This is a genomic window from Dyadobacter sp. UC 10, from assembly GCF_008369915.1.
In the GTDB taxonomy this organism is placed as follows: domain Bacteria; phylum Bacteroidota; class Bacteroidia; order Cytophagales; family Spirosomataceae; genus Dyadobacter.
This window is the reverse complement of sequence record NZ_VSRN01000001.1, coordinates 3,798,734-3,819,968: the sequence shown is the minus strand read 5'-3', so window position 1 is coordinate 3,819,968 and position 21,235 is coordinate 3,798,734. Positions and strand designations below refer to the sequence as shown.

General features: G+C 46.8%; 20 protein-coding genes. 4 read left to right on the top strand and 16 right to left on the bottom strand.

All coding sequences use genetic code 11. The features are described 5' to 3' along the window. Nucleotides 1–62 precede the first annotated feature (62 nt). From FXO21_RS15865 to FXO21_RS15850, 4 genes are all read right to left on the bottom strand, one after another. Entirely contained in the window at nucleotides 63–833 is a 771-nt protein-coding gene (locus tag FXO21_RS15865; protein ID WP_149640992.1) for a MerR family transcriptional regulator, read from the bottom strand. Between the two features lie 79 nt (nucleotides 834–912). Next, on the bottom strand, nucleotides 913–2,127 hold the full coding sequence (locus tag FXO21_RS15860) for an ATP-grasp domain-containing protein (protein ID WP_149640991.1): 1,215 nt from the start codon (nucleotides 2,125–2,127) through the stop codon (nucleotides 913–915). Nucleotides 2,128–2,244: 117 nt separating this feature from the next. Continuing rightward, nucleotides 2,245–3,642 carry a leucyl aminopeptidase family protein gene (locus FXO21_RS15855; RefSeq protein ID WP_149640990.1) on the bottom strand — a complete coding sequence of 466 codons (1,398 nt, stop codon included), beginning with the start codon at nucleotides 3,640–3,642 and terminating at the stop codon, nucleotides 2,245–2,247. 91 nt (nucleotides 3,643–3,733) lie between these two features. Further along, entirely contained in the window at nucleotides 3,734–5,281 is a 1,548-nt protein-coding gene (locus FXO21_RS15850) for a M20/M25/M40 family metallo-hydrolase (RefSeq protein WP_149640989.1), read from the bottom strand. 133 nt (nucleotides 5,282–5,414) lie between these two features. On the opposite strand from FXO21_RS15850, the gene FXO21_RS15845 reads away from it, so the two are divergent. Then, nucleotides 5,415–6,335, top strand: coding sequence for a UbiA family prenyltransferase (locus FXO21_RS15845; protein WP_149640988.1), 921 nt, complete (start codon nucleotides 5,415–5,417; stop codon nucleotides 6,333–6,335). 6 nt (nucleotides 6,336–6,341) lie between these two features. Next, nucleotides 6,342–6,971, top strand: coding sequence for a class I SAM-dependent methyltransferase (locus FXO21_RS15840; RefSeq protein ID WP_149640987.1), 630 nt, complete (start codon nucleotides 6,342–6,344; stop codon nucleotides 6,969–6,971). Here FXO21_RS15840 and FXO21_RS15835 read toward each other — a convergent pair. Continuing rightward, on the bottom strand, nucleotides 6,968–7,867 hold the full coding sequence (locus FXO21_RS15835) for an EamA family transporter (RefSeq protein WP_149640986.1): 900 nt from the start codon (nucleotides 7,865–7,867) through the stop codon (nucleotides 6,968–6,970). The two genes, FXO21_RS15840 and FXO21_RS15835, sit on opposite strands and share 4 nt — an antisense overlap. Before the next feature lie 193 nt (nucleotides 7,868–8,060). On the opposite strand from FXO21_RS15835, the gene FXO21_RS15830 reads away from it, so the two are divergent. Beyond that, nucleotides 8,061–8,858, top strand: a complete 798-nt coding sequence (locus FXO21_RS15830) for an HAD family hydrolase (protein ID WP_149640985.1) — start codon at nucleotides 8,061–8,063, stop codon at nucleotides 8,856–8,858. On the opposite strand, the gene fabF is transcribed toward FXO21_RS15830, so the two are convergent. The 8 genes from fabF to FXO21_RS15790 all read right to left on the bottom strand — a co-directional run bounded on the left by fabF (nucleotide 8,855) and on the right by FXO21_RS15790 (nucleotide 16,060). Continuing rightward, a complete protein-coding gene (gene fabF / locus FXO21_RS15825) occupies nucleotides 8,855–10,111 on the bottom strand; it encodes a beta-ketoacyl-ACP synthase II (RefSeq protein ID WP_149640984.1) in 1,257 nt (418 codons plus the stop codon). The genes FXO21_RS15830 and fabF overlap by 4 nt on opposite strands. 36 nt (nucleotides 10,112–10,147) lie before the next feature. After that, on the bottom strand, nucleotides 10,148–10,381 hold the full coding sequence (locus FXO21_RS15820) for a DUF2798 domain-containing protein (RefSeq protein WP_149640983.1): 234 nt from the start codon (nucleotides 10,379–10,381) through the stop codon (nucleotides 10,148–10,150). A gap of 40 nt (nucleotides 10,382–10,421) precedes the next feature. After that, nucleotides 10,422–11,174 carry an SDR family oxidoreductase gene (locus FXO21_RS15815; protein WP_149640982.1) on the bottom strand — a complete coding sequence of 251 codons (753 nt, stop codon included), beginning with the start codon at nucleotides 11,172–11,174 and terminating at the stop codon, nucleotides 10,422–10,424. 66 nt (nucleotides 11,175–11,240) lie between these two features. Further along, entirely contained in the window at nucleotides 11,241–11,828 is a 588-nt protein-coding gene (locus FXO21_RS15810) for a TetR/AcrR family transcriptional regulator (protein WP_149640981.1), read from the bottom strand. A 131-nt stretch (nucleotides 11,829–11,959) separates the two neighbouring features. Beyond that, a complete protein-coding gene (locus FXO21_RS15805; protein ID WP_149640980.1) occupies nucleotides 11,960–13,228 on the bottom strand; it encodes a PQQ-dependent sugar dehydrogenase in 1,269 nt (422 codons plus the stop codon). A gap of 94 nt (nucleotides 13,229–13,322) precedes the next feature. Beyond that, the gene (locus FXO21_RS15800; protein ID WP_149640979.1) at nucleotides 13,323–13,760 is read right to left on the bottom strand and encodes a hypothetical protein; all 438 of its coding nucleotides are present in this window, start codon (nucleotides 13,758–13,760) and stop codon (nucleotides 13,323–13,325) included. 63 nt (nucleotides 13,761–13,823) lie between these two features. After that, nucleotides 13,824–14,378: a DUF2911 domain-containing protein gene (locus tag FXO21_RS15795; protein WP_149640978.1), complete on the bottom strand. Its 555-nt coding sequence runs from the start codon at nucleotides 14,376–14,378 to the stop codon at nucleotides 13,824–13,826. An 89-nt stretch (nucleotides 14,379–14,467) separates the two neighbouring features. Further along, on the bottom strand, nucleotides 14,468–16,060 hold the full coding sequence (locus FXO21_RS15790; protein ID WP_149640977.1) for a serine hydrolase domain-containing protein: 1,593 nt from the start codon (nucleotides 16,058–16,060) through the stop codon (nucleotides 14,468–14,470). A gap of 126 nt (nucleotides 16,061–16,186) precedes the next feature. On the opposite strand from FXO21_RS15790, the gene FXO21_RS15785 reads away from it, so the two are divergent. Beyond that, entirely contained in the window at nucleotides 16,187–17,329 is a 1,143-nt protein-coding gene (locus FXO21_RS15785; protein ID WP_149640976.1) for a DEAD/DEAH box helicase, read from the top strand. On the opposite strand, the gene FXO21_RS15780 is transcribed toward FXO21_RS15785, so the two are convergent. The 3 genes from FXO21_RS15780 to FXO21_RS15770 all read right to left on the bottom strand — a co-directional run bounded on the left by FXO21_RS15780 (nucleotide 17,326) and on the right by FXO21_RS15770 (nucleotide 21,227). Further along, a complete protein-coding gene (locus FXO21_RS15780) occupies nucleotides 17,326–18,441 on the bottom strand; it encodes a sialidase family protein (RefSeq protein ID WP_192579229.1) in 1,116 nt (371 codons plus the stop codon). The genes FXO21_RS15785 and FXO21_RS15780 overlap by 4 nt on opposite strands. A gap of 58 nt (nucleotides 18,442–18,499) precedes the next feature. Continuing rightward, nucleotides 18,500–19,507: an NAD(P)H-dependent glycerol-3-phosphate dehydrogenase gene (locus FXO21_RS15775; RefSeq protein WP_149640975.1), complete on the bottom strand. Its 1,008-nt coding sequence runs from the start codon at nucleotides 19,505–19,507 to the stop codon at nucleotides 18,500–18,502. Between the two features lie 292 nt (nucleotides 19,508–19,799). Beyond that, a complete protein-coding gene (locus FXO21_RS15770; RefSeq protein WP_149640974.1) occupies nucleotides 19,800–21,227 on the bottom strand; it encodes an efflux RND transporter periplasmic adaptor subunit in 1,428 nt (475 codons plus the stop codon). Between the last annotated feature and the right edge of the window lie 8 nt (nucleotides 21,228–21,235).

Sequence of the window (21,235 nt, the reverse complement as noted above, 5' to 3'; positions counted from 1 at the left end):
GTTATAATAGGCAGCATATCCGGTGCACGTGAATGCGCCGGATAAGCTGTAATCAGGTTACCCTATTTCAGATTCTGCTCAGCGAAACAACGCATTGCATCCCGCATGAAAATTGCAAATTCCGGATTTGGCTTTTCGTCAATTAGCGTGTAGCGTTCATCGTCTGCATACAGCTGACCCAGGCCTGCATAAGCTTCTGCTTGTTGATCTGGTGATCCGGAGGTTCCCCAAAATCGCCTGATCAAAGCATAATGCTTCGCTATTTCGGTTTGTACCAGGGGCCCTTCCGGGTTTTCCCTGCTCAATACTGCAAGTCGCTCTGCTACCCGCCTGGATTCCGACATTAGTTCAGCGATTTCAGCCTTACTGAGTTTACCGAGTTCTTTTTCCGCATTTTCAACAGTTTCGGATCCCCACTTTTCTGCGGCTTCTTTCCGGTAGGCTTCTGCCTTTTCGCGAGGCAAGCCAGCATATAACTCTTCGTGATTCATCATAGCTCCTTTTTTTAGTTTAACGATTGTTTTTTCAACCGTAACAAGCAAAGTAGCGATCCGTTCTTTTCTGGCCTTCAATGCAGATTTGTGACTTTCAAGCGCTTGGATTAAGTCGAAATCAGGATCATTGAGAATTTGCAGGATCTCCTGCAGTGCAAAATCCAACTCTTTATAGAACAGGATTTGCTGCAACCGCAGAAGCTCTTTTTCCCCATACATCCTGTACCTGGCCTCGGTACGCACAGACGGCTTCAAAAGCCCCATCCGGTCATACAAATGCAGCGTGCGCACACTGACACCAGCAAGACGGGCGAGTTTTTTGACTGAATAAAGGATCATCTTACCTGTTTAAATGATTGACATCACAAACATAAGGTATGACGTAAGGTTAGAGTCAAGAAAAATTTTCAATTTTTCTTCAATGCGTAGGACGGTCCGGCGCAGGAGCAGATGCGTGGTATTTTTTTTGAATGATCGCCGCATACTTGTCCAGCAGCTCCATTACTTTTTCGTGCGACTTGGAGCGAACTACCAGCCCTACGTGATAAGGCTCTTCCATTCTCCACACAATTTCAGGATCATCGAAAACCGCCATGTTCGGCCGCTCCTGCCGGGCCAGGGATATGATAATGCCCGAATATTCCTTTCTTACCGGCGGCAGCTTGTAGTTGTCACCATTCGCCTCCGCGGTCTCCATTTTTGCCCATTCTTTCCAGAGGTTAATGCCGGAAGATGCGTCTACCATTTCGGACAAATTAGCGCCGCCCACGCGGGAAGAAGTTTCAAGAAAATAATACTTACCGTCGTCGTAGCAGCGGATTACTTCCGTATGCGACGCGCTGTGTTTGAGTCCGAACGCTTTCAAAAGGTCGATAGCGAGCGTTTCCAGCGCATGTTCCTCGGAAGAATCGAATGGAACGGTTACCGATCGGAAGATGCCGCCTCCGTGCGCTACATCGAAAGGAGGTGCGAGGTATTTGCTGTTCCAGGAAAATATAACCCTGCCATTATAGGAAATCGAGTCCACATGATAAACATCCCCCGGCTTGAACTGTTCTACCAGGTATGCATGCCTTTTATCCCCGAGATCGTGGATCGTTTGCCAAAGCTCGTCCGCATTTTCCAGTTTTTTGATTCCTGTCGCAGAGGCTTCGGAACGTGGCTTGATCATCCAGGGACCGGGATATTTTTCGATAAAGCGATTGATGTCATCGTCATTGAACAGCGAAGAAAATGCCGGTACCAATATACCCGACTCGGCAGCTTTGGTGCGCATTGCGAGCTTGTCCCTGAAATACCTGCCGGTAGTTTGTCCCATGCCGGGTATCCTGAAATACTCCCGGATATGCGCTGCTTTTTCTACATCAAAGTCGTCCAGTGCAACGACCCTGTCGATCGGCCTGGTCCGCATGACATAAGCCAGGCCGGTAATGATCTCGGACATATTATAAGTCCCGTCGGGTCCTTCCTCGATATAGAAAAACTCATCGACCGCCTCTCTTGCCCAGGGTTTATTTTCCAGCTTTTTGGCAGTGATCAGAAATACTTTGTTACCGGCTTCTTTACAGGCTTTGAGAAAATCGTTGCCTTTGAAATAGGTCGAAATACAAAGAAATGTCAGCGTCCGGGCCATATAAAACTTTTTTTGATAGGAAGTAGTATTGGTAAATCTAGCAAAAAGAAGCAATCAGGCAAGTAAAGCCATGGTTAAATTTCATGTTGTTTTGGTCAGATGGCGAACCGGCTACTACTACTGACGGAGTGACAAAGTCGACAAAAATTGCCTTAGTAAACGGATCCCGTAAGCAGTACCGGCGCGTCCCGGCGCAAACTCCGTGTCGCCGAAAGCGGTACCTGCAATATCCAGGTGTGCCCAGGCTGGGTGTTCCTCTGTAAAAACTTCCAGAAACTTAGCGGCGACAATAGCTCCCGCCAGTGGCTTACCGTGGTAATTTTTTACATCAGCAATATCGGAATTGATCTCTTCTTTGTATTCATCCCAAACCGGCAGCCGCCATACGCGCTCGCCCGTCGTATCGCCCGATCCGGCCAGGTCTGCTGCCAGCTGATCATTCGGAGTAAATAATCCCGCAGCCTCATAGCCCAGCGTCTGGATAACACTTCCGGTAAGTGTGGCGAGGTCGATCAGTATATCTGGGTTAAAATTCCGCACCGCATAACTTATCCCGTCGGCCAGAATGAGCCTGCCTTCGGCGTCGGTATCGATTACTTCAATGGTCTTGCCCGAATACGAACCGATGACGTCACCGGGCTTCACGGCCGCACCATCCACACAATTTTCGGTAGAGGGAATTACGCCGATAATGCGGACCGGTAATTTCAGCTGCGCCGCCAGCTCCACTATTCCCAAAACAGCGCCTGCGCCGCCCATATCGCTTTTCATCAGGTGCATATTGGCCGAGGCTTTAATGGAAATCCCACCGGTATCGAATGTGACGCCCTTCCCTACCAATGCAACGGTACGCTGATAATTCTCAGGCGTATATTCAGAAATGATCATGACCGGCGGCACGGCGCTGCCCTTATTTACAGCCAGCAATGCGTGCATTCCCAGCTTTTCCAGTTTCGTTTTATCCAAAACGCTTACCTTATAACCATGTTCCGCGCCCGACTTCACAGCCCATTCTGCCAGTATTTCGGGCGTTTTGTAGTTGCCCGGTGCGTTCATCAAATCCATAATCCGCATTTGCACAACTGCAGTTTTTTGGCCGGTTGAAATACTTTCACTCACAGCCGCCCCTTCCCCTGTCAGGATACGCAGGGTACCGTTCCGGAAAAAGTCGCTAAGGGGTTTTGGATTCGATTTATAGAGTTGCAGATTATATCCACCAAGAATAATGCCATTAACAGCATTTTCGACCCACTCCGCACTTTTGCCCCGGGCGTCGACAACAATTTCATCCGGCCAACGGTCTTTTCTTTTGAAAAAAAGTGACCGGAATAGCTTGATAATACCAGGCAGTTTCGGCTCCTTCCCAAGCCCCAGCCAGAGTTCTCTGGAAGAAAACCACCACACTTCGCCTTTCTCAGCCTTGAACATCGCCTGATTTTCCGGCTCAGCCCCTTGCTCATACGTTCGTATAGTAAGTACCTCCTCGTCTGCGTGGAATATCTGTTCTATTTGCATAGTCTATGTTTATGTAGATTGTTAAGCTGAGCGCGGTCGAAGCATATGCCCCGGCTGCGCCCTGCATGACATTCAATCATTCAATCATTCATCAATCCAATCCCCCTCTTCGCGTCGGCTTTCTCGGCTCAGGCCATGAGCCTGGTACACCTTTCGAGTCCAGCGGCATCACGATCTTGTCGCGGGAAGTTTTGGCAGGATCTTCGCTGGCCTGATACGCCATAATCGCCGCCAGGATCGCATTGCTTCTCACATCGTCGAATACGATCTTGTCGTAAGTATCGAGGTTAGTATGCCAGGTATAATTGCCATAAGACCAGCCCAGCGAGCTCAGCGAGAATGCAGGCGCGCCAGCCGCTACGAAAGAAGCGAAGTCGGAGCCGCCTGTGCCGGGAGCACCGGGAAAACGGGTATCAATAGGTGCCTTGATATTTTCGGGTACCTTCGAAAGCCAGCGACCCAGGTAATCGTATGAATTCACGAAACCTTGTCCCTGTAAGCTTACCACGCGGCCAGTCCCATTATCCTGGTTAAATACCGCCTGGATATTCTGAACGATTTCAGGATGGTCTTCCACAAAAGCGCGTGAACCATTCAAACCCTGCTCCTCGCTGCCCCAGTGGCCCACCAGGATCGTGCGTTTCGGATTTGGATATACTTTTTTCAGAATACGCATTGCCTCCATCATCACGATCGTACCCGTTCCATTGTCCGTTGCGCCGGTACCGCCGTCCCACGAATCGAAATGGGCAGAAAGGATCACATATTCATTCGGCTTTTCAGTGCCTTTGATCTCACCGATCGTATTGAAAGTCTGCGCTACGCCGGTTTCCTTAGCATCAGCCCGAACACTGATTTTCGGCGTGTGTCCCGACTCCGCCAGACGGTAGAGCAATCCGTAGTCTTCCAATTCAATATCAATAGTGGGCACCTTTTTGGTATAAGCGCCGAATATCTTATTTGCGCCAAAACCTTTTGACCAATAGCTCATTACCACACCGGCGGCCCCTGCTTTTTCGAGCGCAGCGGGTAAAGTGCGGCCGTTATAGCCCGTTTTTCTTAACCGGCTGGCCCACGCCTCGGTTTGTGCGTCGCGGTCCTTTTTCATTTTTTCAAATGATTCCTTCGTCGCAAACTCCTCCCAATTGTAATCCGGGCGACCGGTGGGCTGGTTCATGCTGATCATGACGAATTTGCCTTTCGCCGAAGGCAACCATTTCTGAAATGCAACAGAATCCGTTAAGTCGGGCAGGATGATTACGTCAGCAGTTACCGTTTTTCCACCGGTACCGGGACTCCACGCCAGCTGCATTCCCTGCAGGGATTTTACGCGCGGCGCTACCATATCAATATGCGAAATGCCTCGTTCCCAGCCGCGCCATTCTCCCCACTTCTCATTTTTAGCGGTGATATTCCAGCCCTTATATTTTTCCACAGCCCATTCGTGCGCCTGCTGCATCTGAGGGGAACCCACCAACCGGGGGCCGATCACGTCCATCAGCTCGTGCGCCAGCTTTTCAAGCTGCGAATTGTCTGTTGCTTCTTTTACTATGTTCTCAACAACGGGATCTTTTTGACCAAAACTTATAACTGCCTGAGACAAAAAGAGCAGGGTAATGAATAGGGAAACTTTTTTCATGGAATTAACGATTTAACAGTGTTTCTTTAAACTAATGTATAAAATACCACCGAGGCTTTGATAATCGTCTTGAAAAATTATAAATCGACATTCTGATTCTGTTATTCGGCCAGAACCCACACATTTCCCGGAAATGCTCAAAAAAATTACGGCATTCATATTTTTTGCAAACTACTTTGTCGGGATACTTGCGGTCGCACTTTCCATAGAAACGCTGGCCCAGCTGCATTTGCCGCTCAACTCCATACCATACTATCTGCTGATTTTCAGTGCAACGGTATTCTATTATACGATCGCCTATTCCAGCCCGCCGGGCAGTGATGTTTCGCCCAATCCGCGCACGGAATGGTACCGTACGCACCATCGGTTTATCAGGGTCAGTCAGTATTTTTTTTTCGCAGTCTGCCTGAGCATCGGATGCTGGCTTCTGGTGACTCGCTTTTCTGAGTTGATTAATCTGCCGGTATATTGGTGGCTGATGATGCTGGGAATATGCACGGCGGCAGTTTTGTATTACGGATTACTTCCCAAGTCTGTCATCTCATTCAATCTTCGGAATACGGGCTGGTTAAAAGCATTTGTGATCGGATTTGTATGGGCGGGGTTCGTGAATATTTTCCCGGTTGCTATGCTGAAAATCGAGCATGGAATCGATGTTCAGGAGCCCGCGTTTATGCTTTGGTTATTTGTAAAAAACTGGATGGTAATGTCTGCCAATGCGATCATGTTTGATATGAAGGATTATGAGGACGATGCCAATATCCAGCTCAAAACCTTTGCAGTCGCAATGGGTTTGCGGAATACGATCCTATATGTGCTCGTGCCGTTGCTTTCGGTCGGCCTGCTTTCCTTCCTGACACTCGCCTATTTCGCCGACCTCAGTCCGGTAACGGTGTTTTTCAATTTTATTCCGTTCATTTCCTACCTGATCGTAGCCTTCACGCTCCGCAAACCCAAAAGTGTCCTTTTTTATCTGATCGTGATCGATGGATTACTTTTGGTAAAAGCGGTTTGCGGCATTTCGGGAAGCTTTTTTACCAGCTCTATACACTAGCAGGACATGAAAAACAACTACGACCGCGTTGCGTGGTTTTATGATTTTCTGGGAGGTATTGTTTTTCAAGGGGCATTAATGCGGTCGCAACGGTCACTCGTCAGCTTTATTCAGGCACCCGCGCGCGTGCTGATCGTGGGCGGCGGGACTGGAAGGATATTGGAGGAAATCACCAAAATACATGCAAGCGGACTGACGATCATATATATTGAAATATCGGAGAAAATGTTGGAAAAGGCTCAAGAACGGAATTACGGCCTAAACCAGGTTTCATTTTTGTTGATGCCGGTAGATTACTTCCATACCGAAGAGGAATTTGACGTAATCCTGACACCCTTTCTTTTTGATAATTTCAGCCAGGAAAGAGCTGAGAACATATTTCGGATCCTTGATAAAGTACTGATTTCGAAAGGCATGTGGCTATTTGCCGATTTCAGGATTGAGGACAATAAGGCGACCAATTGGCGCAAATGGCTGTTGAAAGCGATGTATGCATTCTTCAATATCTTCCTGCAAATCGAAGCTAAAAACCTGCCAAATACTGCATCGTTATTCAAAAATGCAGGTTACCGGAAAATTTTCCAGGAATTTCATTTCAACCGTTTTATCCATTCCCTTGTTTTTAAAAAACCTTAAATCAGCGCGGCGCGGCGCCTTCCGAAAATGTAGCGCTCGTTGAAAACGATAATAGAAACCAGGATCAGCGAATAGCCGATAATCTGAACGGAATTGATCTGCTCGTGGAAGTAAAACAGTGCAATCGCAAAATTCATCAGCGGGTTGATGTAAAGTAATATCCCCATTGTCGAAGAAGTCACGCCCTGCAATGCATACAAATTCATATAAAGCGGGATGATTGTGAAGAGCGCTGCGATGACGAAAATTAAAGCGTAAAACGTCCACTCCGTCGGGACACCTTCGCTGTAAACCGGATAGAATGGTAGCAGGATCAGCGCAGAAAATAGAATCTGCACGGTAAGTACCAGAAATTTATCCAGGCCGATATTCTTCCGCTGGCTCACCAGATAAAATGCATAAGAAGCCGCTACGATCATGCTGTAAGCAATATCAGCTATACTATTAAAAGACAACAACATACAGCTAAAAACACTTATCGCAACTGCCGCCCATTGCCATTTACTGAGTTTTTCGTGTAATACAAAATAGGCGATCACGGTGGTCATAATCGGGCAGACCAGATAGGCAAAAGAGGCGGCTTTAATACTGATATGGTTCATCACATAAATAAAGAAGAACCAGTTGGCAGTGAGCAATACACCGCCCGATAATGTTAGCAAAATGGACCTGTTCCGTTGTTTTGCAGGCATTACTTTCAACAACTTAATATTTTCCCTCAATACTTTTTTCCTGAAAACCAGACTGATTACCGACATGATCACTGCGCAGAGAAAGACCCTGTAAAACAAAATATCGAGAGATGCGTAGGAAGACAACGGTTTAAGTGCCAGACTAAAAAATCCCCAGATCATGAAGGAAATGAATGCGGCGAGGTAGTATTTGGAAAATTTCATGCAATTGGAAGTCACCTTGATAGCTATCCAACAGCAAAAAATGAACGCGGGTTTCTTGCAGAACAAAATTTATAGGCTGTTTCCGGGAAGACTGAGTGACTTGCTTTGGCTCGGCTCAGGCTAAAAAACGCGTTTGCTGGAACCTAAGGCCGTACATTTACCTTGGTTAATAAAGGTATTTACAAAAACTAATATGAATTTTTCCGATATCAGACTGATCGCTACCGACATGGACGGTACGCTTTTAAACTCCAAACACGAAGTACACGAGTCTTTCTACCCCGTTTTTGACAAAATAAAAGAACATGGAATCGTATTCGTCGCGGCAAGTGGCCGGCAGTATTTTAATCTTGCCAAGACACTCGACCGGATCAAAGACCAGGTGATATTTGCCGCAGAAAATGGCAGCTACGTGGTTTTCCAGGATGAAGAAATCCATATTCAGCCCGTGGACCAGGATATTGTGCGTGAACTGATCACAATTGGCCGGACGATTCCAAACAGCTATCCAATTATTTGCGGCAAAAAGAAAGCTTACGTGGAAAGTGACGAGCCGGAGTTTATCAATCACCTGAAGCTCTATTTTGAAAAGTATGAGGTAGTGGAGGACTTACTTAAAATCAAGGATGATAAGTTCCTGAAATTCACACTTTGCGACCTGGCGGGTTCCGAAGTGAACAGTTATCCGCATTATAAAAAGTTTGAAGACGAATTACAGGTAAAAGTCTCCGGCCCGATCTGGCTGGATATTTCGCACAAAAAGGCTAACAAAGGCCGTGCAATGGAGGTCTTACAGCAAAAATTCAATGTAACGCCGGAGCAGACGATGGTTTTCGGCGATTATTTGAATGACCTGGAAATGCTCGAAAAGGCGCATTATTCTTATGCCATGGCAAATGCACACCCGGATATCAAAAAAATAGCCCGTTTCATCGCAAAAAGCAACGATGAAAACGGGGTAGTTGAGGTTTTGTCTGAATTAACAGATTAATTGCCTTCGGTGTATTTTTTAAAGATCGAAGTCGCCGTGTGACCGCCGAAACCAAACGTATTGTTCAGCGCGTAGTTGATGGTCTGATTTACTGACTCACCGAGGATAATATTCATTCCTTCCGGCACATTCTCATCCAGGTTTTCAGTATTGATCGTTCCCGGAATAATATCGTGTTTGACAGCAAGTGCACAAACGATACTTTCAACCGCGCCGGCAGCACCCAATAAGTGACCTGTCATTGATTTCGTCGCACTGATCGCAACGGCATGATCGCCAAAAACGGACTTGATTGCATTTAACTCGCTCATATCTCCCAAGCCGGTCGAAGTCGCGTGGGCGTTTACGTAATCGATCTGGTCAGGTGTGATACCTGCTTCTTTCAATGCTTTCCGCATGCCCAGCGCTGCACCCATTCCATCGGGAGGGGTACCTGTGAGGTGGTACGCATCCGCCGCCATTCCGCCGCCGACGATCTCTGCATAGATTTGCGCGCCTCTTGCTACCGCAAAATCGTAATCTTCCAGTATCAGTGCTGCTGCACCTTCCCCCATCACAAAGCCGTCGCGATCTTTATCAAATGGCCGGGAAGCTTTTTCGGGTTCGTCATTTCTTTTCGAAAGTGCCTGCGCCGCTCCAAAGCCACCGAGGGCAGAGTAGATAATAGCAGCCTCAGAACCGCCCGCCACCATTATTTTCGCCTTGTCCATTCTGATCGTATCAAATGCTGCGATCAAAGCAGTGTTGGACGAAGCGCAGGCCGAGACTGTACAGTAGTTCGGGCCGTGCAGTTTGTGACGGATCGAGATCACACCTGCCGCAATGTCGACGATCATTTTGGGAATAAAGAAAGGACTGAAACGGGGCACACCATCGGAGGCGTGAAATTCCAGCAACTGGTCTTCAAAAGTGCCCATCCCGCCATTTCCCGTCGCCCAGATCACACCGGCCTCATAACGGTCGGTAATGTCCATCGCCTCGAAATCCAGTCCGGCGTCTTTGATCGCCATATCCGAAGCCACAATGGCATATTGGGTATGCAGATCGTATTTTTTGAGTTCTTTCTTGTCGATAAATTCTTCCGGATTGAAATTGTGGACCTCACATCCGAATTGCGTCTTAAATTTGGATACATCTTTTTTTGTAATGGTAGCAGCACCGCTCTTACCATTCACGATATTTTCCCAGAATTCATCCACCGAATTCCCAAGGGGAGAAATCACTCCCAGTCCTGTAACAACTACTCTTTTCATAAAAATCTTTAACGGTTTCTCAGACTCCGGAATCTGTTACTCAAACTCCTCAGTCACTGGATCTTGAAACATCGTACCTACCCACTTTTGCACCTGCGGACCAATAATCAGTATCGCAGGAATAACGACAAAGTAGGCCATGCCCCAAGATTTCAGCCAAATCACCAAAAAATTGGCAACAAATCCAATATTTATAGAAATCAAAGTAAAGGAAATTATACCCGTCGTAATGACCCCCATGATCAATGCAAATGCGATTTTCTGTCTCATTTTTCCGATGAATTTCAGTGAATCATGTAGCCCTGATTTATCACGCCAGTTCAAGTCCGGGATTCATGGCCCGAAGCGCGTCGGAGGGTGAATTCAAAAACAGCTCGAACAATTGTGCGGTCCGTCCTACCCTTATTTCCTGTGTATCGCTTTCAAAAGCTTCCAGCAAGTCGTCGGCAACCTGTTTGGGAGGGATACCGTTCACCCCGCCTATTTCCTGGGAAAAATCGGTATTGACGAGTGGAGGCAACAGTTCGAATACTTTGATCGAGGTACTTTTACCAAGCGAAATCCGCAGTGACTGAGTGTACGAATGCAAAGCAGCCTTGCTGGCGCCATAGGTCGGAATAATGTGGTTGGGGACCAATGCTGCGATACTCGATACATTCACGATCGCCGCTTCACCCACTGACTTTAATTGCGGCAAGAGTGCGTCGGTCAGCCGGATAATGGATAAATAATTGGTCAGCATTTCGTCTTCCGCTATTTGACCCGCATCCTTTCCTTCGGCCAATTCATAATATGCTGCCCTACCTGCATTATTGATTAAAACATTCAGCTGCGGAAAGTCGTTTTTGAGCCTGGCCACGAGGGCGTTGACATCTGGCGCACTGGTCACATCGGATACCACCGCAGTAACGTTTTCAAGTTTGGCCGCCGCATTTTCCAGCCGACCTTTGTCGCGGCCAGTGATTATTACATGATTGCCGCGTTCTGAAAAAGCTTTGGCGATTTCAAATCCAATCCCGGCGCTTCCGCCTGTGATCAAAATAGTGTTTCCGGTAGTTTTCATTTTTCTGTTTTGTTTATAGATAAAAATAAATTAATATACCGATCGGTATATTTTTAAGTAAAATTTTTATGCCAAATCATCTATCATCTTTTGCACCGACTTCATGATCGCCTTCCGGTAAGTCAGCTTACCAGTTACCTTTCCAATCATAATCCCGCCTTCGATCAATGCAACGATTGCAATTGCAGTCTCTTCCGGATCAATGTGGCCGCTGAACTCATTATTGGCAATTCCTTTTTTTATCAGCCCTGCAATGGCGTTTTTCCAGTTGGTGATAGCATCTGAGGCCTTTTCGCGCAGCATCGGGTGGGTATCGTCGGCCTCGGTAGAGGTATTCAGGATCGGGCAGCCGCCGGCGGGAAAAGGATGGTGGAGAAAATTTTCATAAATGTCAACGTAAACGAGCAGTTTCTCCCTGGCGGTAGCTTTTTTGTTCATCTCAGCATTTACTGCAGCAAACATACATTTCAGATTATGGTCAAATGCAGCTAATGCTACCTCATCCTTATTTTCGAAATTTCCATAAATGCTGCCTTTCGTAAGCCCGGTTGCACTGATCATATCATTGAGGGAGGTTCCGGCATATCCCTTTACATTGAATATGGGTGCCGTTTTTTCGATGATAAATTGCCGTGTCCGTTCTGCTTTGCTCATTTCATTTCTGATTGACAATGCAAAAATATACCGATTGGTATATTTTTGCAAGCTTTTATAAATATTTATTTTAATACAAAAAGCCTGACCAACAATGATCAGGCTTAATTCTATCTCCCATAGCTAATTCCTTACCGGGCAGCAACACGCCAGATCGTACCGCCTGAATCATCGTTTACCAGCAAAGAACCGTCATCCATCACCGTTACGCCAGCCGGCCTGCCGTATACTTTCTTTTCGCTTTCTACAAATCCGGTTAAAAAATCCTCTGGCTTCCCGGCCGGCTTTCCATCTTTAAAAGGAACGAAAACCACCTTGTAACCAGCCAACGTCGACCGGTTCCAGGAACCGTGCTGGCCAACGAAAGCTCCATGATGGTATTTGGCTGGAAATTTGGTTTTGTCGTAAAAAGCCAGTCCCAATGAAGCGGTATGTGAACCTACCGGCACGTCGGGCACAATCGTTTTTGCCACCAGTTCCGGGTTTTCACCTTTCCTTCTCGGGTCTTCGTTTGGGCCAAAATAGGCATAAGGCCAGCCATAAAATCCGCCTTCCTTCACGCTGGTGATGTAATCCGGTACCAGCTCATCGCCCAGCTTATCTCTTTCATTCACAGCAGTCCAAAGCGTATTGGTACCAGGTGCCCAGTCCATTCCGACCGGATTTCTCAAACCGCTGGCATAAATTCTTTCACCGGTCCCATCAGGGTTGACTTCCAGAATATTCGCCCTGCGCTTTTCCTCCTCAATTCCATGGTCAGCTACGTTACTTGCGGAACCTACCGAAATGTAAATTTTGGAACCATCGGCATTGGCAATCAAATTCCTGGTCCAGTGGTTATTGTAGCCGCCAGCCGGCAGCTCAACGATCTTCTGCCCTTTGCCCGTAATCCTGGTTTCTCCCAATTTGTAAGGATACCGATACAATCCATCCGTATTGGCTACATAGAAATAATTGTTTAATACCAGCATCCCGAGCGGCCGTTTCAGCTTTTCCATGAAAATTTCGCGCATTTCCGGCTTACCGTCCTTATTCACATCGCGCAGCAAAGTGATCCTGTCTGCACTTTTTTGTGTCCCCGATTCGGCTACGAATATATCCCCATTGGGTGCAATGTAGCTCCACCTCGGACTTTCCAGTTTGTCGGCAAACTTGGTTACCGTGAATCCGGCAGGCGCTGTGGGCATTTTTCCTTCCGGCCAACCTGCCTCCTCGGGCCTGTGTTCAACGGATTTAGTTTCAAATGGAGCCGGTAAGTTGAGGTTGTCGGTCAGGGTGGCAACAGAATCCGGACCTTCCTGCCGGGCAGCTTCTTTTTCTTTTTCACTTACCTTGCTGTTACAGCCGGCAATGGAAAATCCGGTCAGCAAGCAAAACAGGGCGAATTGGTTGGTCTTCATATCTAATCGTTTTATAGCAAAAAAGCAGGTCAAAGTTTTTAAACCTTAACCTGCTTTTGCAATAATAATGCCAGTGGACCGATGGCTGATGCATTTATACTAATCCTCGTTCTTTCAGTACTGCCTGCTCGTCGCCCGTGATGTATGCGAAGATTTTCAGCTCGTCTTTTCTGTTTTGCAAAAAATAAATGACACTAAACTCGATCGAATCTTCATTCCCCTCTTTTTTATAAAACGACTCCCACCGCACATCGACGAGATAATGCATCTCGTTCAGTTCTGTGATATCGATTTGCCTGATCTCCATTTTAGTAATGCCTATCGACCGGTAAAAATCATATCCTTTGGGAACTGCTTCGAGAAACTGAGTATCATTTTTTCCACCCGTAATACCGACCGGGCTTGCTTCTACGAAAAAATCCGCAAACACTCTTGCTGTTTCTTCCGCCACCGACTCACCAGCCAAGCCTTCTTCAAAACGCTTTTCATACTCCTCGAAAAACGCCTGAATTTGGTCATTTATATCTTCCATGATTCCTTTCAGCTTTGTTGATTGCCAGGGAAAGAGAAAGAATTATGCCACATTAAATTGGGGTCAGAATGATACCGGCACTTCCACTATCGACTTTTCCCAGCCCATAAACATCTTCCCCGCTTTTTCGGATGTTTTTTCAAATACAATTGAGAAGTTTTCGATTGGTGCGTCTGCGGCTTTAACCGGAACTGTTACGCGGGCCACATCATTGGCTTCCTTATACTTATAAGCGCCCCAGTAATCCACGTCCGAGCTCAGGATCAGCGTCCACTCTTTTGCATTTGGAATAGCGAATAAGGAATATGTACCTGCTTTCACTTTCTTATCACCAAAAGTCGCATCCTGGTAGAATCTGATTTCGGTAGCTTCATCCGCACCTACCCGCCATACTTTACCATAAGGTTCCTGCTTGCCAAATATTTCCCGGCCTTTCAGGAATGGGCGGCTGTATGAAACTTTCACAAGTGCTTTATCACCGTCTTTACGGTCGTGTGCAAATCCGTCAGGAAAGTAGGCGATATCGCGCGGACTCTTATCCAAACCTTTGAATTTCTGGGCTTGCGAAGTGAATGCGATACAAATGAGCAACAGGGACAGGAAAATGTTCTTTTTCATAAAATGGATTTTTTAATTAAAATTTTGGCTTTAAAGTAATACAAAAAAGCGGAACGAGATCCGCTTTCCGTGTTGTAATATTGTAAATATCAGGTGAGCATTTTGCCTTTCAAAACCGGCCGGCTGTCTTTCGTATTTCCTAAAATCGCGAGGCTTCTTTTAAACTCTATTTGCAAATTATCCCCTTCAAACTTGCAGCGTACCGTTTCGTAATGCGCAGTTTCGATAAACCGCCAGGTCATTTCAAAGGTACTGTCATCGATCCAGGCTCCGTTGCAGGCGATTTTCGTCAATTTTTCACCCGGAACCGGAGTCAATACCAGTTTCAATGGCATCGTCGACAAATCGGTTAACCCTATTTTCCAGTTCCCTAACCCGTTCACTACCAGATGTTCGCCTCTGTCATCGTTCATCCTGAAAAGACACCAGCCTTTATCAAAGTCAAACGATACCCTCTTGATTTTTAAACTGTTGTCCGCTATTGAGAAGCTCTTTTCTTTCAGTTTCGCAGCCAGTTCAGCGGTTGGTTTTCCCGACGTAAGCGGCAGTGCAAGCGTGCCCAGCTTTTTCTGTAACTGCGCCTGCTCTTCTTTGTCCGAAGGCACGCCGGTTCCCTTTACCGACTTCAATATATGATTCCATACATGATCTAGTATCGCCTGCATATTCCCGGTTTCGCTTGTAATTGCCACTACCATATCTTCTTTGGGAAGCACAATGCAATACTGTCCATAAGCTCCGTCGCCGCGGTAGGCGCCATTTCTGCAACGCCAGAACTGGTAACCGTAACCTTGCAGCCAGTCGTTTTCCTCCTGAGGCCGGGAGCCGCCCTTGGATTGGATATGCGAGCGGGTAGCTTCCTCCACCCACGCCGCAGGAATAAGCTGCTTGCCATTCCATTCCCCTTTTTGCAGATATAACTGACCAAACTTGGCAATGTCCTCCGTTTTGACCCTTAATCCCCAACCGCCTGTATTAATTCCGTTCGGGTCGACCTCCCAATCCATTCCCTCAATGACCAGTGGATCAAACAATCTTGGTTTGAGATATTGCAAAAGTGTCTGACCGGTAATTTTCTGAATGATTGCGGAAAGCATGTAGGTAGCGCCGCTATTATAGACGAAAAATGTCCCCGGCTCGTGTTCCACGGGCAGCGCCAGAAAAGATTTCACCCAGTTTTTATTATCACCTCCCCGAACCGACCCGGTTGTATCCTTATCATGTCCGGTTGACATCGTGAGCAGATCTTTCACCCGCATGGCAGCCAGATTCGCACTGATAGTGGCCGGTTTTTCATCAGGAAAAAATGAAATTACTTTATCCTCCACTTTCAATTTCCCTTCCGCAACTGCCAGGCCGATCGCCGTAGAGGTGAAGCTTTTGCTCAGTGAATACAAGGTGTGACGTAGCTCAGGGTTGTAGGGTGCCCACCAGCCTTCCGCCACTACTTTTCCCTGCCGCAAGACCATCAAACTGTGCAAATTAAGCTTTTCGGCTTCCACCGCATTTACAAAATCCAGGATTCCCTTGGCAGAAACGCCCTGCGCTTCGGGAGAACTCCTGGTGAGCTGACCATAAGAAGGTACTGCCGCCCAGGAAGAGGCAGGTATTGCGCTTAAAACTCCCAATTGAAGCGCGCCAAATCCTAATTGCTGTAAAAACTCCCGGCGATTGTAAGACATTGTGATAAGGAGATAAATGTTCGTAATGTGCTGTATCAGGCTATCGTCAGACGTTTTGACCAATATGTTTCCAGGTAATGGTATCTTTGCGCTCTTTTAAATAACCGATTAACCGGCTGAAAACATATGTCTTTCGAATCTCTTGGCTTGTCTGAACCATTACTAAAAACCATCGCTGAACAGAATTATACTCAACCTTACCCTATTCAGGAGGCTGCAATTCCTGCCATACTGAAAGGAAATGATGTTTTGGGCATTGCGAAAACGGGTTCAGGTAAGACAGCGAGTTTTGTTTTGCCTATTCTTGAATTATTTCAAAAAATGCCAGCCGCTCCAAACCGGCATATATCCGCATTGATTTTAGTACCAACAAGGGAGCTCGCCGTGCAGGTAGGCGTTGTTTTCCAGACTTTTGGAGAAAGGCTTCCCCGAAAAGTGAAGACGCTGGCTGTTTACGGCGGTGTTTCTATCAATCCGCAAATGATCGGCTTACAAGGTGTCGAAATTCTCGTTGCGACTCCCGGCAGGCTACTTGATCTGCTTTCTTACAAAGCCCTCAATATCTCGCAAACACAGATTCTGGTTTTGGATGAAGCCGACAAAATGCTGAACCTGGGGTTTGCGGACGAAATGAAGGATATCTTGTTTCTATTGCCTAAAAAGCGGCAGAGCATTCTGTTTTCAGCGACATTAGGTGATGAAATTGATCAGATCAACAAAACGCAGTTGAAAGATCCGGTCCGCATTGAGATCGAAGAGGAAGAGCAGCATATAGATCAAATCAAACAGACAGCCTATTTCGTCGATCCCGACCGACGCGGGCCTTTACTGCGGTATCTGATCAAAACGCAGGAAATGCAGCAGGTTTTGGTGTTCGTTTCTGCCACGCGGACAGCTGACAATCTTGTGGAAAAACTAAACAAGAACGGAATTCAGGCGATGGCCATGCACAGTAAGAAAAGCCAGGGTGCAAGAACGGAGGCTTTGAACAAATTCAAATCGGGAAAACTGATGGTATTGGTGGCGACTGATCTGGTGGCGCGTGGTATCGACATTCAATTTCTGCCTTATGTGATCAATTTCGAGCTGCCACGCTCACCGAAGGATTACGTGCACCGGATCGGGAGAACCGGGCGGGCCGAAGCTTCGGGACAGGCCATTTCACTGATCTGCCCCGAAGACGTGCACCATTTCAAGATCATCCAGAAAAAAATGGGTAAGAAAGTCGAAATGTTCGAATCCTACGATCTGGAACTAATGGGTTACTAGTTCTTGGTTTTTTTGGCCAACTCCACAATATCCTGCTTGCTACCCGACCAGAATGCGATTTTCTGGCGGTTAAATGTATAAGTTACCGCCACAGAATCGCCGAAGCTGATAATAGCTGGATAAGAATATTCATCCTCCTTTTTGCCGGTTGCAATATCGATCTTATCTGTCCAGTTTTTACCATTATCATAAGACAAGATCAGCGAAAGCGGCGAGCGGGAACCCCAGTTTTCGTTGTCGGGATTGTAGGCAAGTACCAAAGTTCCGTCAGTCAGTTTTGCAACGTCAATGCCGCTGTTTGGATTAGGCAGATCTGTTTTTTTGATCTCGGACCACGTTTTACCAAAATCCTTCGAATCACTGCGTGCAATCACGCCGCCGGTTGTACGCACAAGCATATGGATATTACCCGGAGTAGATTCCCAAAGTGTAGGCTGAATAGCGCCTTTTCCTTTGATTTGCGCGGTATCGATCTTGAAATAAGGACTTTCTTTCCAGGTTTTGCCTTTGTCGGTACTTCTGTCTACAAAAACCTCCCAGCGATTCACTTCATTAGAAGAGCCAGCCAGCCAGTCGCCATTTGAAAGTTCAATCAATTTATTTTTAACGGGGCCTCTTCCACCTTTATCGCCAGTTACCAGCTCATAAGCTTCCGACCAGGTATTCCCATTGTCGGTAGAAGTTTTCACCCATGTTTCCCAATGCGCGATCTCTTTGCCCACTTTGAAATACAGGGTCACTTTTCCATCTGCTGTTTTTTGCAAAACGGGGTTCCAGTGTGCGTCTTCGCGAATTTTAGCAACTTCTACCGGCGTACTCCATTTGCCCGGCCTTCCTTTTGATACCCAGATACCGACATCCGGATTTTTCTCCTCGGTACCGCCAAACCAGGCGATCAGAAATTCGCCGTCGTCCAGGCGGACTAATGTAGATGCGTGACATTGCGGGAAGGGGCGGTCGTCACCAAATACGAATTCTTTGCTGGATGATAGCGAATCGGCCACTTCTTCCTTTGCCGTTTCCGACTTTTTCGAGTTGCAGGATGCCAGCAATACGGTCGCGGCCAATAGCGACGCAGCCAGGCCGGCAGAAAGATTTTTTGTAATGCGCATGATATGATTAAAGGATACGATGTTTGGAAAATACCTTTTTTCCAAACAAATGGGCTATTTACTTCAACAATTTCTTCAAATCGTCCATCACCATTCCGGGCGCTTGTTCTTCGTATAAAATCCGGAAAACCGCGTGAGTAATGGGCAGATTAACATGATATAATTTATTGATTTCATAGATACTTTTGGTAGCGTAATAACCTTCCGCGATCATCTTCATTTCCAGCTGCGCCGCCTTCACACTATATCCGCGGCCGATCATATTACCGAATAGCCGGTTCCGGCTAAACTGCGAGTAGGCGGTCACCAATAAGTCGCCGAGGTAAGCGGAAGAGCTCAGGTTTCGTTCGCGTTTGTCGAGGGCAGTTACGAGGTTACCTATCTCCTGCATGGCATTTGATACAAGCACCGCCTGGAAATTATCCCCGTAACCCAATCCGTGTGTGATGCCGCAGGCAAGCGCGATAATGTTTTTCATAATCGCTGCATATTCCACCCCGTACAGATCGTCGAGCGGATTGGCGGCTACGTATCGACAGGTCATTAATTTCGCAAAATCTTCCGCTGCCGGGCATTCGGTGGAGGCGATGGACAGGTAGGATTGTTTTTCGAGCGCCACTTCCTCGGCGTGACAGGGACCTGCGATCACGCAGGTGTCTTTGAGTTCAATACCAAACCTTTCCGAAGCCCAGTCGGTGATCAGGATATTCTGACCGGGGATCATTCCCTTGATCGCTGATACGATCCTTTTGCCCTCTAAGTGTTTGAGGGACAAATCCTGCAAAGCTTCCTCTATGAATGCAGCCGGGATCGCCAAAATCACATAATCTGCTCCTTTGACTGCATCGGTCGTTTTTTCAAACACCTTGATTTTTTTGGGCTGCAATACCACGTCGCTGAGGTAGCTCGGATTGTGGTGGTATTTCCTGATATGCTCAATATCGTTCTGATTGCGCAGCCACCACCGGATCTGGACATTATTTTGTTCGCATAATATCTTGATCAGCGCAGTCGCCCAGCTGCCACCGCCTATCACGGCTATTTTTGTTCCATTTAAAAAACTCATGCAATAGATGTTCTAAACCAATTCGACCCAAAAGCTAACAATCCGGGCTGGTTTCAAAAATGAGAAGTTTTTGACAGAAACTACAAAATTGAGGCTATTGTTTTGCAGGTGTTATCTGGTAGTAGTTGCAGAATCGTTGGAAGGTCTTAAACGCAAGATAAGCTAATTAGCTCATTGCTAACTGCTTACCTACAACCTCAGTGTTTAGGCATAAAAAATCCTTGCAGCAAAGCCGCAAGGATTTTCCTTTTTAACCTAAACTAAATCGAACTTATTACTTTTTTACAACGTATCAGTTTGCGTTTTCATTTGATTTTTTTTCGTCTTTTTTCACCTCTTCCTTCTTTTTTTCTACCAGGTCGCCATTGTTGAGATTTTTAGACACTGCAATGTAAGGTCCGGAGATAATTTTGTCGCCGGGTTTCAAGCCCGAAAGGATCTCGATATTTTCAAAATCGCTGATACCCGTTTTCACTTCTTTCGACTCCGCCTTTCCATTTACATCGACAAATACAACTTCTTTAATAACAACCTCTTTCTTGGGTTTTTTATCGTCTTCTTCCGAACCTCCATTGTCTTGAGCCGGGCCTGAAGGTGCTCCGGCAGGAGGGGTATTGCTACGGGTTGTTACCGCTGCGATCGGGACTGAAATCACACCGTTTTTACGATCGGTGATGATATCGACGGAAGCCGTCATACCCGGTTTGAACGGATAGGACTTTTTGGTCCGCGACGACATCAGGTCGCTGAAAGATTCGTTCAATATTTTCACCTTCACTTCAAATTCGGTCACTGCATCTGCCGAAGTACTGGATACTGATGAGCTGGAAGCCGTCGAAGAGGCCAGGCCGGCAGCTGTATTCGCTATTTCCTTCACGATCCCCCTGAACTTGCGTCCAGATGAACTATACGCATCCACATCGATTTCAGCTGTATCACCCAGCGAAACCCGCACAATATCATTTTCATTCACATTCACTCTCACTTCCATATTGGCAAGGTTGGCAATGCGCATCATCTCGGTACCGGCCATTTGGGAGGTACCTACCACTCGCTCGCCAGCTTCTACATTCAAAAGCGAAATAATGCCGCTTACCGGTGCAAAAATGCTGGTTTTGCGAAGGTTTTCTGCTGCGTCGCGCATACTGGCTTCTGCACTTTTAATATTGTAGAGCGCAGCGGATACATTCGCCTTTGCGGATTCAAGGTCTTGCAGAGCAACGCCATAGGTGGAGGAGAATTGCTCAAAGTCCGCCGCGGATATTACCTTGTCATTGAAAAGTTTTTTGTTCCGGTCGAAATTGGCTTTGGCCTGCACCAGCCTGGCTTCTGCCTGCGCTACCATGGCTTTTGTCTGCTCGTAGTTGGCCTTGCTGGAATTCACCGCAGCCTGTGCACGCGCCATTAAGGATTCGTAGTTGTCGGGACGGATTTTTAAAAGTAACTGACCCTTCGAAACCGAATCGCCCTCTGCGACATTCAAACTGATAATTTCACCCGAAACATCGGGACTCAGTTTCACTTCCACTTCCGGCTGTACCTTACCCGAAGCTGTCACCCGCTCGATAATATCCGTTTTCCCCACAGTCGCGTATTCAACTTCCGTGGTTTTCGGCTTGCCTATGTAACCCGCCTGCTTGGCCCCAAACAAACCAGCGACGAGAAGTAATACAAGACCTGCTGTGATCCACCAGATTCGTTTTGAAGATTTACGTGCCATATGATTGG

Excerpts from the sequence above, each read along its gene's own strand:
- FXO21_RS15865 (WP_149640992.1), bottom strand. The coding sequence starts at position 833 with ATGATCCTTTATTCAGTCAAAAAACTCGCCCGTCTTGCTGGTGTCAGT.
- FXO21_RS15860 (WP_149640991.1), bottom strand. The coding sequence starts at position 2,127 with ATGGCCCGGACGCTGACATTTCTTTGTATTTCGACCTATTTCAAAGGC.
- FXO21_RS15855 (WP_149640990.1), bottom strand. The coding sequence starts at position 3,642 with ATGCAAATAGAACAGATATTCCACGCAGACGAGGAGGTACTTACTATA.
- FXO21_RS15850 (WP_149640989.1), bottom strand. The coding sequence starts at position 5,281 with ATGAAAAAAGTTTCCCTATTCATTACCCTGCTCTTTTTGTCTCAGGCA.
- FXO21_RS15845 (WP_149640988.1), top strand. The coding sequence starts at position 5,415 with ATGCTCAAAAAAATTACGGCATTCATATTTTTTGCAAACTACTTTGTC.
- FXO21_RS15840 (WP_149640987.1), top strand. The coding sequence starts at position 6,342 with ATGAAAAACAACTACGACCGCGTTGCGTGGTTTTATGATTTTCTGGGA.
- FXO21_RS15835 (WP_149640986.1), bottom strand. The coding sequence starts at position 7,867 with ATGAAATTTTCCAAATACTACCTCGCCGCATTCATTTCCTTCATGATC.
- FXO21_RS15830 (WP_149640985.1), top strand. The coding sequence starts at position 8,061 with ATGAATTTTTCCGATATCAGACTGATCGCTACCGACATGGACGGTACG.
- fabF (WP_149640984.1), bottom strand. The coding sequence starts at position 10,111 with ATGAAAAGAGTAGTTGTTACAGGACTGGGAGTGATTTCTCCCCTTGGG.
- FXO21_RS15820 (WP_149640983.1), bottom strand. The coding sequence starts at position 10,381 with ATGAGACAGAAAATCGCATTTGCATTGATCATGGGGGTCATTACGACG.
- FXO21_RS15815 (WP_149640982.1), bottom strand. The coding sequence starts at position 11,174 with ATGAAAACTACCGGAAACACTATTTTGATCACAGGCGGAAGCGCCGGG.
- FXO21_RS15810 (WP_149640981.1), bottom strand. The coding sequence starts at position 11,828 with ATGAGCAAAGCAGAACGGACACGGCAATTTATCATCGAAAAAACGGCA.
- FXO21_RS15805 (WP_149640980.1), bottom strand. The coding sequence starts at position 13,228 with ATGAAGACCAACCAATTCGCCCTGTTTTGCTTGCTGACCGGATTTTCC.
- FXO21_RS15800 (WP_149640979.1), bottom strand. The coding sequence starts at position 13,760 with ATGGAAGATATAAATGACCAAATTCAGGCGTTTTTCGAGGAGTATGAA.
- FXO21_RS15795 (WP_149640978.1), bottom strand. The coding sequence starts at position 14,378 with ATGAAAAAGAACATTTTCCTGTCCCTGTTGCTCATTTGTATCGCATTC.
- FXO21_RS15790 (WP_149640977.1), bottom strand. The coding sequence starts at position 16,060 with ATGTCTTACAATCGCCGGGAGTTTTTACAGCAATTAGGATTTGGCGCG.
- FXO21_RS15785 (WP_149640976.1), top strand. The coding sequence starts at position 16,187 with ATGTCTTTCGAATCTCTTGGCTTGTCTGAACCATTACTAAAAACCATC.
- FXO21_RS15780 (WP_192579229.1), bottom strand. The coding sequence starts at position 18,441 with ATGCGCATTACAAAAAATCTTTCTGCCGGCCTGGCTGCGTCGCTATTG.
- FXO21_RS15775 (WP_149640975.1), bottom strand. The coding sequence starts at position 19,507 with ATGAGTTTTTTAAATGGAACAAAAATAGCCGTGATAGGCGGTGGCAGC.
- FXO21_RS15770 (WP_149640974.1), bottom strand. The coding sequence starts at position 21,227 with ATGGCACGTAAATCTTCAAAACGAATCTGGTGGATCACAGCAGGTCTT.